Consider the following 16,910-nt stretch of genomic DNA (forward strand, 5'->3'; position numbering starts at 1 on the left):
ATTAATACGCCCCCTTATCAAATGGGTCACCTGAACCTGTTCCTTCGTGCGCCAGCTGTAATTCCTCATAATCTGGTCCCTTTTGTAGCTCCCGACGTACCAAATAAATCATCGTGCCTCCTAGACCAGAGAATAGCAAGAAATAAACAATATTCGTTATTAATAATGATGTCGCAGAAACATTAGGTGAGATACTATCTTCGATTGTAAATAAACCATAAACAGTCCAAGGATAGCGACCCAGCTCGGTGTTAAGCCAGCCTGCCGTATTGGCAATAAACGGTACAAATGTACATAAGCCTAAAATCCATAGCATCCATCGTTTTTCATACAAAATTGGATGCTTCTTACGAGTGAAAAACAAGCCTAAAATTGCGACCAGTAGCATTAGCATCCCAAAGGCCGCCATAATCCTAAAGCTATAAAATAACGTATTAACAGGTGGATAATAGTTTTTATCATCACCATATTGTTCAATCAGCTTCTGATTAACGGTATCCATACCTTCGACCGAACCAGATAGCTTATTATAGGATAGGATACTTAGCATATAAGGAATTTCAATGCCAAAAACCTGCTTGTGTTCTCGCTCATTCGCCCAAGCAATCAAGGTCCATGCTGCAGGATCACCGCTATCCTCATAGGCACCCTCCATCGCAGCAAACTTCATCGGTTGATCTTCAATCAAAGCCTTCATCTGAGCATCGCCGGCACCTAATACTGTAATTGAGCCTAAAAGTGTAATTACCAAGCCTATCCGAATAGAAGATTTGAAGATTTCACGATTAACATCCTTTTTCAGTAATTGAAATGCAGATAAGCCAGCGACTACCATGCCGCCTAAGGTTACCGCACCAGCGATTACATGAGTAAATTCATACCAGACCTGAGGATTGGCTAATAAAGCACCAAAATCAATCATCTCTGCTCGACCATTATTTAAACGGTAGCCTGAGGGATGCTGCATAAAGCTATTTGCCACTAAAATCCAAAAAGCAGACATGACAGAAGCAAAGGTTACTAGCCAAATAAAAATAACGTGCGTTACAGGCTTAACACGATCCCAAGTAAACATCCACAGGCCTAAAAAGGTTGACTCTAAAAAGAAAGCCAATAAGGCTTCAATTGCTAAGGGTGCACCAAAAATATCCCCGACAAAGCGAGAATAATCCGACCAGTTCATCCCAAATTGAAATTCCTGAATAATACCTGTAACGACACCAACTGCAAAACTAAGTAAGAAGATATTCCCCCAAAATTTTGCCATTTTTTTAAATTTTTCATCTTTTTTCACAACATAAATCGTCTCCATGACGGCAACAGATAAAGCGGTTCCAATTGAAAACGGTACAAAGAAATAATGAAAAATTGTTGTCATTGCAAACTGGATTCTACCAAGTGTTACAATATCCATAATAATTCCTCCAACTCAAATTACAAAAGTTATAATAACAAAAAAATATCCTGCTATTCCTCTGAATTAAAATAACAAATGTATATAATAAATAACCAACATTCATTATACTACTTGAGTTGATTTTCTCAAAGAAAATCGATTATTTTTGGCAAAATAAAAAGGCAGAAAGTATGACTGAACAGAGATAGGCGAGATGCTAACTCTCTTTTTCAGTCATATCATTCTGACTTGATAATTTATACTAAACCTTGGGCAAGCATTGCGCTAGCCACCTTGCTAAAGCCGGCAATATTGGCACCCGCAAGTAAATCAGCACCTTGACCATATTCAAGCGCTGTATCACGACAATTACGATAAATCGCATGCATGATATCATCCAATTGCTGATCAACGGTTTCAAAATCCCAACTTAATCGTTGACTATTCTGACTCATTTCAAGAGCCGATACAGCCACGCCACCTGCATTAGCTGCTTTACCAGGACAATAGGCAACCTGCGCCTCTTTTAAAATAGCAACAGCGGCCAAGGTCGTCGGCATATTGGCACCCTCACCAACAATTTTAACACCATTTTCAATTAATTGCTTCGCGTGCTCAACTTCAATTTCATTTTGTGTCGCACAAGGCAAGGCAATATCCGCTTGTCCTTTATAGCTCCAGACACTCTCGCCAGCAATATAAACTGAAGATGGTCGTGCATCGCGATAGGCAGTTAAGCGTAAACGTTTTTGCTCCTTGATTTCACGTAATAATTCAACATCAATACCGTCAGCATCATAAATATAACCTGACGAGTCAGAGCAAGTGATAACCTTCGCCCCCAAAGCCTGTGCCTTTTCAATTGCATAAATGGCCACATTACCACTACCAGAAACAAGAACTGTTTTATTTTCAAAAGAATCCTCTAAATCATTCAGCAAATGCTTGACAAAATAAACCAAGCCATAACCAGTCGCTTCTGTTCGTGCCAAGCTGCCACCAAAATCAAGGCCTTTTCCTGTTAGAACACCTTGCTTAGAACCAGCTAGACGCCGATACATGCCATATAAATAACCAATTTCACGACCACCAACACCAATATCTCCTGCAGGAACGTCTAAAGAAGGTCCGATGTGGCGATAAAGCTCTGTCATAAAGCTCTGACAAAAACGCATAATTTCACCATCGGTTTTGCCTTTCGGATTAAAATCGCTGCCACCCTTACCACCACCGATACCTTGATTAGTCAAGCTATTTTTAAAAATCTGTTCGAAGCCTAAAAATTTCAAAACACTCAGGTTGACTGTCGGGTGAAAGCGTAACCCACCTTTATAAGGACCTAGCACAGAATTGTATTGCACACGAAAACCACGGTTTACCTGCCAATTTCCTTCATCATCTTGCCAAGGCACACGGAACTGAATAATGCGTTCTGGTTCAGTAATCAAATCTACTATATTTTTTTCAATATACTCAGGATGCTTTTCTAAAAATGGTATAATTGTTGGTAAGAACTCATCAATAGCCTGTAAAAATTCCGGCTGATTACCGTCCTTACTATGGATTTTTTCTTTTAATTGAACTACGAATTGCTCAGCTGCTGTCATAAAATGATCCCTTCTCTTATTTAATAATAAAATATAAAATTATTTACTCACTCTTTTCATTATAACTGATAATATTTATTAACAAGTAAAATTAATTATTTAATTTAAAAATGATATTTATTTTGATCTTGCCTGCAACGCATCATGATGGCTTGACACCATACCATGAGACTCTGCTTGCGGATCAATATAGGTTTTTGCCGTATTCACCGCCACAAGCGCATCGTGTAAAGCCCCGCTGATTAAATTGATTTTCCCGTCATGCAATGAAATATCACCGGCAGCATAAATGCCTGAAATATTTGTAGCACAGCCCGCATCCGTCTTAAAATAGTGGTTATCAATTATTTCAATACCTGAAATTGGTTCTTCAATTAAAACATTTTCTCGATCATAGCCATGATTGACGATTAAAATATCCATATCCAGCTCTGTTACTGCGTTCAATTCATGATTTTTTAAAATAAGGGTTTTAATCCTTGCTGAGTCACTCGTCGGTACTAATTGGTCAATTGTATGATTAAAATAGCATTCAATACTACTATTTAGTAATTTAGTTACTTCTGCCTCGTGCCCTCTTAGTGCCTGACCACGATAAACCAAAGTTACTTTTGATGCAATTGATTCAAGCGTATTTGCCCAATCAATTGCTGAATTACTACCACCCGAAATAACAACATGCTTGCCATGAAATTGTTCCAGATTTTCAACTTTATAGCATAAATTTGTTGACTCATAGTCTTCAAAATCAGCTACTTCCAGCTTGGTTGGCTTTAAAATACCTGAACCGACAGCAATAATAATCGCTTTAGACAAGTGAATATTGCCACTCTCAGCTATTAATTTAAAAATATTATTTGCCTTTTGAATAGAGACAATTTTTTCGCCTAAAACGATTGCTGGATCAAAGGTTTTCGCTTGATTTACTAACTGAGTAATTACCTGACTACCTTTGGTAGGAGGCAGCCCGCCAATATCCCAAATTACCTTCTCTGAATAGACATTTAATTTACCACCTAAAAATGGATTATATTCAATCAGCTTGGTTTTCATTTCTCGTAAGCCACTATAAAAAGCGCTATACAAGCCCGCTGGTCCGCCGCCGATTATTGTAACATCATATACTTCGCTATTAACCATTTGCCCTCCTCAGAGTCCTGTTTTTATTGAGAATCATTCTCAATTACTAATTATAGCGAAAAATATTAAAATATACAAATTGGATGCAATAATGAAAAAATCATATGATAATTAAAGCGCTACCATATGATTGCATTGTACTGAACGCAATAAAATTAGAAAAAGCAGTCAGTAACCAATAAAGCTATTTAATATCAATTGTCTGACTTACGCTCTGCCGTAGCTACCGACTGCCGTTCAATCAGCTTTACAGGTAACGCAATATTACTCTTAGCTATTTTTTCGGCTCTAATAATTTTAAGTAGCATTTCAACAGCAGTTTGTCCTTTTTCTAAAATATTTTGAGACACCGTTGTTAATCGTGGACGGGATTGCTCTGATAAGATATTATTATCAAAGCCTGTAATTGAAATCTGCTCTGGCACTTTAATGCCTGCATCTAAAAACAAATTCATTGTATCAACCGCATAGTAATCTGATGCAAAAAATAAGGCGTCGTATTTGCTTAAATCATTATTGATAAATTGCTCAAGCATTTGATGACGAATTGTTTTTCGATAATCAATTGGAATAAAATAGTTCGGTTGACAAGTCAGCTTATGCTCTTGATAGGCCCGTTTAAAGCCCTTCAAGCGCTCAGCATCAACCCCATCTGGAACCACCATATCTGCCAAAAAGCCAATTCTTTTAAAGCCTGCATCGATTAAATAGCTTGTCATTAATCTAGCACCTTCAAAATCTGCTAAGCCAACATTATAATAATTTGGCAATTTAGGATTGGCATAGCTGTCAATAAAAACAACTGGAATATCAGTTGCCTGTAGAAACGCTTCTATTTCGTTAGCATTGCCACCTAAGACAATTAGCCCCTCTACATTCCATGCACAAGCCATACGAACACTTTCTTCATAATTCATCGATGTATGGAGCATCATGTAATAATTATTATTACGAATACTTTCCTCAAGAAAACCAATTAATTCACTGTGAAAAGGTGTTTGAGCGATACTTAATTCTAATCGACTACGATTATAATTAATAATCACACCAATAATTCTCGAACCATGATTGGCAAGTAAGCGGCCACCCATATTGGAAACATAGTTGGTTTCTTCAATTACGGCTTGAACCCTTGTTAATGTCTCATCGGACACCTTTTGAAATCGACCATTTAATACATTAGAAACCGTCGTTGGACTAACGCCAGCAATTTTAGCTAAATCCTTAATTGTAATCATGATTAGAACCGCCTTCCATGCATTAGTTTATTAATCGGATTTTGCGTATAATAATTATACTTATTTAAAAATTCTATACACTAATTATACTTTAATTATTCAAATTTAGAAATGTCGCTATAAATGTTTATAAAAAAATAATCCCAGCTAATCAACTAGGACTATTTTTTTATTAAAATTAGTTAGTGAATACCTGCCTCTTGAAATAATTGGTCAATCAAAGCAAGCACAGCTCTCACCTCATCATTTTTTATAATCGGTGTGGCACCCTTTCGAACAACCTCATAAAAATTTTGATAAAACGGTACAAAATTGGCTTCTACGGGCTTAATTGCTAGCTTTTCCGTTGCATCCTCAGAAGGCGGTGCCATCGTTTTCGTCAAGCCAACACCAGCTTGAATCGGTTTAGGTGAAAGGACATCCGTTCGACCAGTCGCTATCACAACTTCGCCAGATAAATCCCAATCATCAATCTTCGCAGTGCCTGTAGTCCCTTTCACATACCATCTTGGCAATTTTGTATAATTAGTTGTACCAACCTCGACAATCGCTCGAATCCCATTTTCAAAAGTAAAATAGCTGATAAAGCCATCATCCACTTCATCACCTAAAATATAGCTAAAATCAACGGATACCTTTTTGATTGGACTATTTACAAGCCACAATAACTGATCTAATAAATGAACGCCCCAATCTAGTAGCATACCACCGCCATGTGCCTTTAGATGTCGCCAATCACCTGGAATACCGTTCGCACCTTGAACACGTGATTCAATCTGGAAAACATCGCCAATCTTTTGCTTTTGATAAATATCTCGAATAACCAGAAAATCAGGATCCCAGCGTCGATTTTGATGCACCATGAAAACATTTCCAGTTGATTTGGCAACAGCTAGAATCTCATCTAGTTCAGCAGTATTCATTGCAACAGGTTTTTCACAAACTACTTGCTTACCCGCTTCTAGTGCTTGAATTGCGATTGCTTTATGATAATCATTCGGTGTGGCAATTAAAATGGCTTCAATCGTCTGATCCGCCAACACTGCTGCTAAGCTATCGTAGCTTTTTAAACCAGCCTCAACAGCTACAGTCTGCCTCTTTTCAGAAACATCATAAATCCCAACTAAGTTAATTCGCTCACCTTCAGTTGGCATAATGCCGTTTGCATGATAAGAACCCATGCCACCATAGCCTACAATAACAAAGTTAATTGCTTCCATATTATTTCTCCTACTTGTTAACTGTAAATTGCGACACGTTTCGAGTTCTGGCTGCGCCTAACGAATGCTTCGCAAACCTCAAATCATGTCGCAAAAAACACGCTCCACTGGAAAGTAAACTTTCCGATTCCGCTTGGTATTTTTACTAAACCCACCACATCGATGCAGGCTGTTCTTCAATCATAATACTGCGTAAATTAGTGATTGCTCTGTTTAGACCTTCATCAGTACTCATAATCGGATCCTCATGCTCAATACTCAAAACATAATCATAGCCATGAATTCTTAGCGCCGAAATAATGTCCGACCATACCTGTAAGCTATGACCACAGCCAACTGAACGGAATGTCCATGAGCGTGTCTTAACATCGCCATATGGCTGCATATCTGTCAAACCATGCATATTAATATTATCCTGATCTAAGTACGTATCTTTGGCATGGAAATGATGAATTGCCCCTGCATCACCTAAAATTTTAACAGCCGCTACCGGATCAATCCCTTGCCACCATAAATGACTCGGATCTAGATTACAACCAATTGCTTTACCCGTTGCTTCTCTCAGCTTCAACATTGTATATGGGGTATGCGCTAAGAATCCACCATGCAATTCGATACCAATTTTAATTCCTGCCGCTTCTGCTTCCTGATTAATACCCTTCCAATAAGGAATTAGCTTTTTCTCCCATTGATATTTATAGTTATCCTCATACTCAGTCGGCCACGGCAATACTGGCCAGTTGACTTGGGTATCAGTTGGATTACCACCTGAAACACCTGAAAAGCCATTAACAACTGGTACATTCATTAGACTTGCCAATTTAATTGTTTTACGCAATAATTCGTCTGCTTCCTTTTCAACCGCAGGTATTGGTGAAATCGGATTATGATGGCAGCTTAATGCTGATATTTCTAAGCCCTTATCATCTAATTTGGCAAGATACTCTCTTCTTTCATCACTGCTTGCCAATAATTTATCAATATCTAAATGCGCGTTACCCGGTGAACCCCCAGTTCCAATTTCTACCGCTTGCAGCCCCTTTTTTGAAACCGCATCAATCATCTCTTCAAAACTTAAGTTATTAAATAATGGTGTAAATACGCCTAATTTCATTCGATTCTCCTTTATTAATCTTTCACTGGATTAATCTAATCCATGATTTTCACTACTGCTTGATAATTCTTAGCAGAAGCCTCTATCGGCTGATATGCTTGAAAGGCTTCTTGCTCAACAATTAGCCATGGTAAAGCCATTTCTTGTGCCCAAGTGACATAATCCTTGATTGGCAAAATCCCATTACCAAGCTCTGTACTTTCCTTAGGATCAGCCTGCATATCCTTGATATGCAATAGACCAATTGCTGCCTGATGTATTTTAAGCCAAGACAGTACCTCCTTACCCGCAAAGGCCAACCAGTACAAATCAACCTCTAATTTGACCTCTGGGGCAACTTCAGTCCATAAATCTAACACATCAATGTCAGGTATTTCAACAAATTCGTGGGCATGATTATGGTAATATATCTCCAAGTCATATTTAGCAGCTTCAACTGCAAGCGTATTAATTTTTCTCATGAAATCTAGCCATTCGGCCTGCGTTTTAAACGAAGCATATGGCACTACAATACGTTGGTTACCTATTGTTTTTTCAAATAAGAAAATCTCAGTCGGCTTTTCAAGTAATTTTTCATAAGGAATGTGTGATGCTGCTACTGCTAAATCTAGCTGTTCTAAGGTACGTTTAATTTTTTCAGCTGAATACCCATAATAACCTGCAAATTCAACACCATCATAGCCCTGCACTTTAATATTGACTAATGTCTCAATAAAATCAGCCTCACAGGCCTCACGAACACTCCACAGCTGGAGCGCTATTCTTGGTTTCATTTCATTCTCCTATAATCAACAAATATTTGATTTATTTTATAAAAATACTGGTTCACCTGTTTTAGCTGATTGATAAATACCTTCCAAAATTTGTGTCACTACCAATGCCTGCTCTGGCTTGACTACAGGCTCTGTATCATCTGCAATTGCTCGATACCATGATTTAGCCTCTAATAATGCAGGATCATCAGCAGCACCATCATAAAAATCAACACCACCTGTTTCTAATTCGATCTGTTTATCGTAAAGCAAGCTATGATCTTCACCATTAATAGAAAGACCATTATTCATATCAGCGCCTGCCTTAGTACCGCAGAGGCTTGTTTTAGCCTCTTTGACATCTAGGCTATTTAATGCCCAGCTAGATTCCAAGAAAATTGTTGCCCCATTTTCCATCACAACAAAGCCAAAGGCTGAATCTTCAACAGTAAACTTCGATGGCTCCCAAGGTCCCCATGCATTCGCTGCATTTTTCGTTTGAGATAGTTTATGGTAGGTATTTCCAACCACATATTTTGGTTTGTAGTTATCCATCATCCAAAGTGTTAAATCCAAAGCGTGCGTACCAATATCAATTAGTGGCCCACCACCCTGCGCCTCTTCATCAAGGAAAACACCCCATGTTGGGACCGCACGGCGACGAATCGCATGCGCCTTCGCAAAATAAATCTCTCCTAGATCACCTGCCTCGCAAACCTGATGTAAATAATTAGAATCCGTACGGAAACGATTTTGATAGCCAATCGTTAATTTCTTTCCTGTTTTCTTCGCCGCAGCAATCATTGCTTTTGCTTCCTCTGATGTTTTCGCCATCGGCTTTTCACACATGACATGATTATCTGCTTCTAGAGCAGCAATTGTTAGCTCCGCATGAGAAGCATTTGGTGTGCAGACATGGACAACATCCAAATCAACACTTGCTAACATTTCCTTGTAATCTGAAAAGACCTGTGCATCGCTTGTACCAAAATCAGCTTTCGCTTTTTCAGCACGTTCGATTATCAAATCACAAAAACCAACTAATTCAACCTCTTCAACCTGAGCTAATGCAGGCAAATGTTTGCCATTCGCAATACCACCACAACCAATTACAGCAACTTTAAATGTCATTTACGCCTCCTGAAAACGCTTTATTTTTATTATGACTTTATTATAAGCATTTTTGATATCGCTTTCTTCCCTATTTCATTTCTAAAAATTCCCGAAAATTGACCTGATAAAATTTATTAAAAATTTCTAGAATTTAATATTTAATGATAAGCAAAAAAATCTATTGAAGGCACTCGGCACATCAATAGATTTTTTTATTTTAAATTCAATTTTTTTTGATATTGTAAAGGGGGGATACCGACTGCATCTTTAAAGACATGATGAAAGGTTTTCACACTGGCGAATCCTGATTTTTCAGCAACCTCTACCATTGGAATTTTTTCATTGCCTAGGATAAATTTTGCTCGATTAATTCGATACTCGGTCAAAAACTGGGTAAATGTTTTACCAGTATTTTTTTTAAATAATCGGGTAAAGTAATATGGACTGAACCCTACGGCCTTTGCCACATCATCAAGCGTAATGATATCCTGATAATGCATTTCAATATAATCAAAGATTTGATTAATTTGCTTGAGCGTTTCCTGATAATGCGTAATCGGATAATCAGCATGCTTTTTTCTAGAATTGGTCATTGGTAGCTCTTGATAAAACTGACCAATCAAGCGATAAAGGCTTGATAGAATTAAATAATTTGTCCCCGGCAAGCTACTATAAACAGTTTGATAAAGCGCTTCTAGAATAGCCTTGACTTCCCGATATAATTTATCTGACCAATTTCGACTATAGGGCTCTCCCTGATCAAATAGACTCATCAAGCCCTTTTTAGAATCACCTAAGTCTGCCTCATCAAAGATAGATAAATCAAATTGATAAACATAGCGTTCGCTTTCTGGTGAGGCTAGAAAATAGTGAATCACACCACTCGCAAAGTAAATAATTTCTCCCTCTGCCAGCTCGACCAGCTCATCTCCTAGACCAATACGGACCATCCCTCGCTTCGCATAAATAATTTCAATTTCCTTGTGAAAATGTGGATTGACAATCGTTAAGCCATCATTTAAAAAGGCACGAAATTTCAATGGGCCTTCAAATTCTGGTAATTCAAGATAACTACTCATCAAAATACCAACTTGTGTCACCAAGATTTCACTTAGCAACAGACATCCCTTTCTAAAAATTAAATAAGCTTAAAGCAATAGCTAGGTTACTTTGCTTAGACTATTTTATCATACCATGACTTCGATTAAAAAGTTATAATAATTCTTGATACCGTTTGACATAAAAATGCTTAACCAGTGTCACAAGTAAAAGATAAGCTAAAATAGTTAGAGCTAGCCATAACCAATAATCTGTTGGTAAGCCAATTAAGCCAAGTTCATATCCGAAATCAGTAAAGGGTAAAATCGTACCAAAAATAATACCAACTAAGGTAATCGTCGTCATCACAAATGAAGCATTACTTTGAATAAATGGTAGCTTTTCTGTTCTAAGCGCATGAAGCACAATCGTTTGAGACCAAAGAGACTCAACAAACCAACCAGCATGGAATAAGGCGATAAACAATACTTGCGCACCTGCATTTAAGGAATGAAAGGGGCCTCCAACAACTGCTGGACAAATAACAAAATACATCAATAAATAGGTTGTAATATCAAAAATAGAGCTTGTTGGACCAAACCAAATCATGAATTTACCTAAGCTAGAGGCATCCCACTTTTTAGGCTTTTCAAGATAGTTCTTATCCATCTTATCCCAAGGAATAGAGACACAAGAAATATCATAAATTAAATTTAAGAATAAAATTTGTAGAGGCAGCATTGGTAAAAATGGTAAAAATGTACTTGCAATTAAAACAGAGAACATATTGCCAAAATTGGAGCTTGCAGTCGACTTGATATACTTCATAATATTACCAAAAGTTTCCCGACCAGAAATAATCCCTTTTTCAAGAACCATTAAATCCTTTTTTAATAAAATGACATCTGCAGATTCCTTGGCAATATCAACTGCTGTATCTACAGAAATCCCAACGTCTGCATCCTTCATTGCTGGGGCATCATTAATACCATCTCCCATAAAGCCAACAGAGTGACCATTCGCCTTTAAGCCTTTAACAATTTGAGCCTTTTGCTTTGGACTCAATTTTACAAAAATATGATTATTTTCAATCAGCTCTTGAAATGCCGACTCAGAGGCGCGCTCAATCATTTCACCAGAAATCAAGGCCTCATTCTCCAAGCCAACCTGCTTACATACTGAACGTGTCACTAGCTCATTATCACCTGTTAGAACCTTAACGTCTACTCCACTTGCCTTTAAAGCATTTAATGCTTGCTTGGTTGTTTCCTTTGGAGGATCAAGAAAGGCTAGATAGCCAATTAAAACCATCTCCGACTCATCCTTAACCGAAAACTCTCCTACGACACTCGGATTCGTTTTTTGTGCGACACCAATTACTCTCAAACCATCTTCATTTAATTCTTCAACCTTCGCCAAAACCTTTGCTCTCTCCGTGTTATCAAGCTCGATTACCACACCTTGATAATCAACATAACTAGAAATTGCAAGCATTTCTTCAATTGCACCCTTCGTAATCATTTGCGTTTTACCATCACCATCTTGAACGACAACACTCATTCGTCTTCTTTCAAAATCAAATGGAATTTCATCGATTTTTTGATAGTTATCTGGCACCTCAGCAAGCTCACGATTAGCGGCTTCAATAATTGCAACATCTAATAAATTTTTTAAACCGGTTTGATAATGACTATTTAAAAAACCATGCTTTAAAACGCGGTTATCTTCATTACCATTGCAATCTAAGTGATATTCTAAAATGATTTTATCCTGTGTCAGAGTACCTGTTTTATCTGTGCATAGAACATCAATCGCTCCAAAATTTTGAATGGCATTCAAATTTTTAATGATTGTGCCCTCTTTAGACATTTTAGTAGCACCCTTAACTAAATTTGTCGTCACAATCATAGGTAGCATTTCTGGGGTCAAACCAACTGCAACTGATAAGCCGAAAAGGAAAGCCTCCATCCAATCACCCTTGGCAAAACCATTAATTACAATCACTGTCGGTGTCATAATAGCCATGAATTTTATTAATAGAATTGATGTCTTATGTATACCTAATTCAAAGCTGGTTTGAGCTGGTGCTTCTGATAAATCGTTAGCCACATCGCCGAAAAGTGTTTCGTTACCAACAGCGATAACAACTGCTTCAGCACTACCACTAATAACATTACTGCCCATAAAAACTAAATTTTCATAGTTTGTTGCATTGGTCTCAGCTTCAGAGGAAAGCATACTCCTTTTTTCAACTGGATAGCTTTCGCCAGTCAATGCTGCTTGCGAAATAAATAAATCTTTCGCGCTGATAACGCGTAAATCAGCTGGAATCATATCACCCGCTGACAATTGAACAATATCGCCACAAACAATTTCTGTCATCGGAATTTCATTATAAAGACCATCTCGTTTCACATTGGCAGTCACCTTAACTAAAGATTTTAATTTATCAGCTGCTTGATTCGACCGCACCGATTGAATTAAGGTCATTGTGCCACTAACAATAACCATTGTAAAAATAATAATAACTCCAAATAAATCACGATCTGCTGGCTTGGCAATCACATAATCAGTGATAAAGGAAATAAGACCAAGCGCAATTAAAACTAAGGTAAACGGTGTAATATATGCTTTTAAAACCTCAACAATAAACGGTGTTTTTTTACCATGTGAAATAACATTTTCACCAAAGCTTTCCCTAGCGCTTTCGACATTTTTTGTCCTGACACCATTCAGATCACCATTAAATTTTTCTATAATTGCTTGAATTGATAATTTTGCAAAGCTTGTATAATCTACTTTTTTATTTTTCATATTTTTCATTTTTCTATCTCCTTTTAAACCTGAATGAGCTAGAGCTAACAAAGACTACAAGGAAGCATCAATTTTAAACTATAATAAATTAACACCTTGTTATCAGAATTATTACAAAGGAATTGATGCTGCTTGAGCCATTGAATAAACAATTGATTGAAGGACAACCCTTTTTGTGATTGCTGGTCAATCTATCTAATTATTTGCAGGATAAGAGATAAAAATAATATGAAATTAGAAACTATAACCTATTAATGCGCGAGATAAACAGGCAATAGCCAATTCTTTTCACTATTTCAATCTCTCTTTCCTGTTTCGGATGACTGTCGTCCATTTACCTCACCTCTTTTCTAATATTAATAGCAACTTTTGCTATTCTACCAATTTGTTAGTCCAAGCTAAAACACTAAGCGAAGTCGAAAGGCTTGCCTTTCAGCTTTTGAAACAACTGCCTCCATTTTTTGAAAATCACAAAAAATGTCGGAGAGTAAGTGTTCTTTGAGCCTTTGAACTAGGTTTTTAAAGCGCCCTTTGGTTGCTTGTAAAAACAAGTTCAAATGCATACCTTTGCCACTAACCATCTCAAATTGCTAAGCAATTTGAGATGGTTAGTGGCAATGGCAAAAAACACCCTCCGTTAGCTCAACGAAAGGCGTTAAAATGCAAAGTAAAAAAGCAAGTTTCCGATCTAATCGTTGAGTTTTGACACTATACAACGTAAAATGATTAAGCAATTAATCATTTAGCTACCTTATGGAAAGCCTTGTTTTCGACAATCCCTGTTCTACCCATTGGCATCTCTCGATATTTTTGGGCAGTAGCCTGTGTTTGTATAGGAGCCTCACCTAACAAATCCTATTTAATTTTCCGTAATTGATAATAGCAACATTTTATTTAGAAGTCAAGTCATCAATTATCAATCCTTCAATTTAATAATAAATAAAATAAATTGTTGATTATCATGACTTACGAATATTTTTAAAAATTTTCATAGAAAATACAGAAATTGATAGCGTAATCAACGCTACTAAAATCACTAAAACGATAAGCATATTTTGCGGAAGATAATCTATTAAAAAGCCAAATAATACCTGTCCTAAAGGCATTGCAAGCGTTGCAACAATCATTACAAAGGACATAATTCTACCTAAAAGTAGTTGGTCTGAAATTAATTGAACATACACAATCAGCTGTACCGAGATAAGCGTCACCAAACTCATCATAATTGCAATAATAGCAGTCATCACCCAAAATGCCAGTTGCTGATTTTGAATCATTCCAAAAGGAATCACCAATAAGCTAAATATTAAGCTGGTTATTACTAAAATTTCACCAATATTTTTTTCACTTAATCTTTTTGAAAATAAACCATAAAATATCGTGCCAAATAAACTACCTAAAGCAAAGCAAGTATTCATCAAACCATATTGAGTATCACTTATTTCAAATTGAATCCGACTAATAAATGGTATGACAACTTGGATAAAAGCTGCCAACAAAAAATTAATTAAAAATGCAACTAAACAAATTTTAACAATCATGATATGATGCTTCAAATAGGCAAATAATTCTCTAAAATCCGCTGTTACTACCTGCCATAATTTATTACTAAGCTTTTTTTTATTAATTATTGGAATATTAATAAATATCTCACAGCAAATCGCTATTAAAAATAAGCAGCTACAAATTATAAACACCCAATAAATGCTATCAAAACGATAAACAAGCCCTGCAAAGACAGGCCCAATAATATTACCAAGCATGCCAACTGAACTAATAATGCCATTTGCTCTTGGCAAAGCATCTTGATTACATATCAAAGGAATCGTAGACTGCACCACGGGCGTTTCAAACGCCGACACGATCCCTATAATTACAGTCAAGATACCTGTCAAAACTACTGGCAAGCTTGAAAAACTGCCAAATAACAGACCTAGGGATAGGAGCATATATGAAGAATCCATCGCTAGCATCAATGAACGCTTCGGTAGACGGTCTGCCAAGATACCACAAAAGGGTAGGCTAATCAAACGGCCAATAACTGAAAGCGCCATAATGATACTAAACGTAACGCCCGAATGAGTTAAGTCTAAAATATAGAGCGCAACTGCAAATTGAATCACGGTCGTCCCTATTACCGAAAATAATTGGCTGCCAATTAGTAAGTAGAAATCCTTACTTTTAATCAATTTAAACCCTCATTTCTCAGTTTAATTTTGCTAAACCACTTGTCTATTCGACCATTATCGACTGACCTTATACCGCAAAAAATAAAAATAAAAATAACAATCACCTCAATCAAATTACTCACTATAAATTCAAACGCTATAATCGAGTGCTGCAAAGTAATCACGGTTAGTCCTTCAACTAAAATACTAAGTCCGCTAACCACAGCTAACCAGTACCAAAAAGGTAATTTTGTAAAGGTGAATATTAACAAAATAACCCAATAATAAATTAACCAAAAAGTACCAATTAAGCATAAATTAATGAAGCTCATTGACTGAGCAAACGAAATCGCAGCAAATAACAAAAATAATAAACCGCTAAGTGCAAGACTACATTTTATGATTTTAAATCTATGAGTGTTCTTGGCAATAATCAGAATACTAATTGCCATAAAGGCAGCTACTGCGACAATCAAAGACCAGCTCAACGCATGATTCATAATAAAATCAATTCCTAAGCATATGACAACAGCAATACCAATCACAAATAAGGCTATACCATATAATATATGATAACTTTCTTTTTTCTTTAAGCTTTCAACCACTTTAACATCCTCCTTTAATAATGAATCAATCGAAACTGAAAATAACTCACTTAACAAAATCAAATTTTCAATGTCTGGATAGCTTCTAGCCAGCTCCCAATTGGAAATTGTTTGTCTAGATACATATAATTTTTCAGCTAATTCCTGTTGGGTATAATTAAATTCTGCACGCTTTAATTTAATTTGTTCTCCTAAAATCATTTCGTCCTCCTTCTCGTCCAATATAAAATTCTAAGTCTTAGCTCTCAAGCATAGTTATTTTGCAATTAAGTTTTCCTGCGCAAAGAATTTAAGCATATGATTAATTAGGTAACACTCACAAGGAGGTAGGGCAAAAAACGTTTAACGACGTAGAAAAAGGTGCTAAATTGCCTCGTAAAAAAATCGTAAAACAAGGTGCTTTCTCTCTCTGATTAAAACTGTGAAAAATAGACGAGTCATTCGTTTATTTAGTCAGACGTTTTCTGTCTGACCGGATGACGTATCTATTTGAACAGGTTTGAGAGAGAAAGCCCGTCAAAACAAGCTAATTTCGCGTTTATTTACTCGGGTGTACTTCGCCCGAGCGGGAAATGTACTTGTTTGAGATTTTTTAGGCAATTTAGCCCGTGAAGTGACACTGTGAGCTAGCGCTCAAGTGTATCATGCTGGATGGGCTACTATCTTAAAATATTATCAGTAGCCCTACGCACTGACGTGCGTGCC

At 36.8% G+C, this 16,910-nt stretch carries 12 protein-coding genes and 1 riboswitch; all 12 genes read right to left on the reverse strand.

Annotation, left to right across the window (positions count from 1 at the left end; translation table 11 throughout):
* Window position 1: 1 nt before the first annotated feature.
* The gene (locus tag HOY35_RS08320) at window positions 2-1,414 is read right to left on the reverse strand and encodes a cytochrome ubiquinol oxidase subunit I (protein ID WP_172212290.1); all 1,413 of its coding nucleotides are present in this window, start codon (window positions 1,412-1,414) and stop codon (window positions 2-4) included.
* A gap of 239 nt (window positions 1,415-1,653) precedes the next feature.
* Window positions 1,654-3,003: an NADP-specific glutamate dehydrogenase gene (gene gdhA / locus HOY35_RS08325; RefSeq protein ID WP_172212292.1), complete on the reverse strand. Its 1,350-nt coding sequence runs from the start codon at window positions 3,001-3,003 to the stop codon at window positions 1,654-1,656.
* A gap of 117 nt (window positions 3,004-3,120) precedes the next feature.
* Window positions 3,121-4,143, reverse strand: a complete 1,023-nt coding sequence (locus HOY35_RS08330) for an NAD(P)/FAD-dependent oxidoreductase (protein ID WP_172212294.1) — start codon at window positions 4,141-4,143, stop codon at window positions 3,121-3,123.
* A 194-nt stretch (window positions 4,144-4,337) separates the two neighbouring features.
* On the reverse strand, window positions 4,338-5,381 hold the full coding sequence (locus HOY35_RS08335; RefSeq protein ID WP_172212296.1) for a LacI family DNA-binding transcriptional regulator: 1,044 nt from the start codon (window positions 5,379-5,381) through the stop codon (window positions 4,338-4,340).
* Window positions 5,382-5,563: 182 nt separating this feature from the next.
* Window positions 5,564-6,601, reverse strand: coding sequence for a Gfo/Idh/MocA family protein (locus tag HOY35_RS08340; RefSeq protein WP_172212298.1), 1,038 nt, complete (start codon window positions 6,599-6,601; stop codon window positions 5,564-5,566).
* Window positions 6,602-6,746: 145 nt separating this feature from the next.
* Entirely contained in the window at window positions 6,747-7,715 is a 969-nt protein-coding gene (locus HOY35_RS08345) for a sugar phosphate isomerase/epimerase (RefSeq protein WP_172212300.1), read from the reverse strand.
* A 35-nt stretch (window positions 7,716-7,750) separates the two neighbouring features.
* Window positions 7,751-8,488 (reverse strand): sugar phosphate isomerase/epimerase, encoded by a 738-nt coding sequence (locus HOY35_RS08350; protein WP_172212302.1) that lies wholly within the window; start codon window positions 8,486-8,488, stop codon window positions 7,751-7,753.
* A 36-nt stretch (window positions 8,489-8,524) separates the two neighbouring features.
* Complete coding sequence (locus tag HOY35_RS08355) at window positions 8,525-9,598, reverse strand: Gfo/Idh/MocA family protein (protein ID WP_172212304.1); 1,074 nt, start codon at window positions 9,596-9,598, stop codon at window positions 8,525-8,527.
* Between the two features lie 194 nt (window positions 9,599-9,792).
* A complete protein-coding gene (locus tag HOY35_RS08360; protein WP_172212549.1) occupies window positions 9,793-10,659 on the reverse strand; it encodes an AraC family transcriptional regulator in 867 nt (288 codons plus the stop codon).
* A 133-nt stretch (window positions 10,660-10,792) separates the two neighbouring features.
* Window positions 10,793-13,441 carry a magnesium-translocating P-type ATPase gene (mgtA, locus tag HOY35_RS08365; protein ID WP_172212306.1) on the reverse strand — a complete coding sequence of 883 codons (2,649 nt, stop codon included), beginning with the start codon at window positions 13,439-13,441 and terminating at the stop codon, window positions 10,793-10,795.
* 671 nt (window positions 13,442-14,112) lie between these two features.
* Window positions 14,113-14,292: riboswitch (M-box (ykoK) riboswitch) on the reverse strand.
* 99 nt (window positions 14,293-14,391) lie between these two features.
* Complete coding sequence (locus HOY35_RS08370; protein WP_172212308.1) at window positions 14,392-15,621, reverse strand: MFS transporter; 1,230 nt, start codon at window positions 15,619-15,621, stop codon at window positions 14,392-14,394.
* The gene (locus tag HOY35_RS08375) at window positions 15,618-16,406 is read right to left on the reverse strand and encodes a helix-turn-helix domain-containing protein (protein ID WP_172212310.1); all 789 of its coding nucleotides are present in this window, start codon (window positions 16,404-16,406) and stop codon (window positions 15,618-15,620) included. The genes HOY35_RS08370 and HOY35_RS08375 overlap by 4 nt, the downstream gene beginning before the upstream one ends.
* Window positions 16,407-16,910 lie beyond the last annotated feature (504 nt).

It is taken from the genome of Enterococcus sp. MMGLQ5-1, assembly GCF_013155265.1.
In the GTDB taxonomy this organism is placed as follows: domain Bacteria; phylum Bacillota; class Bacilli; order Lactobacillales; family Streptococcaceae; genus MMGLQ5-1.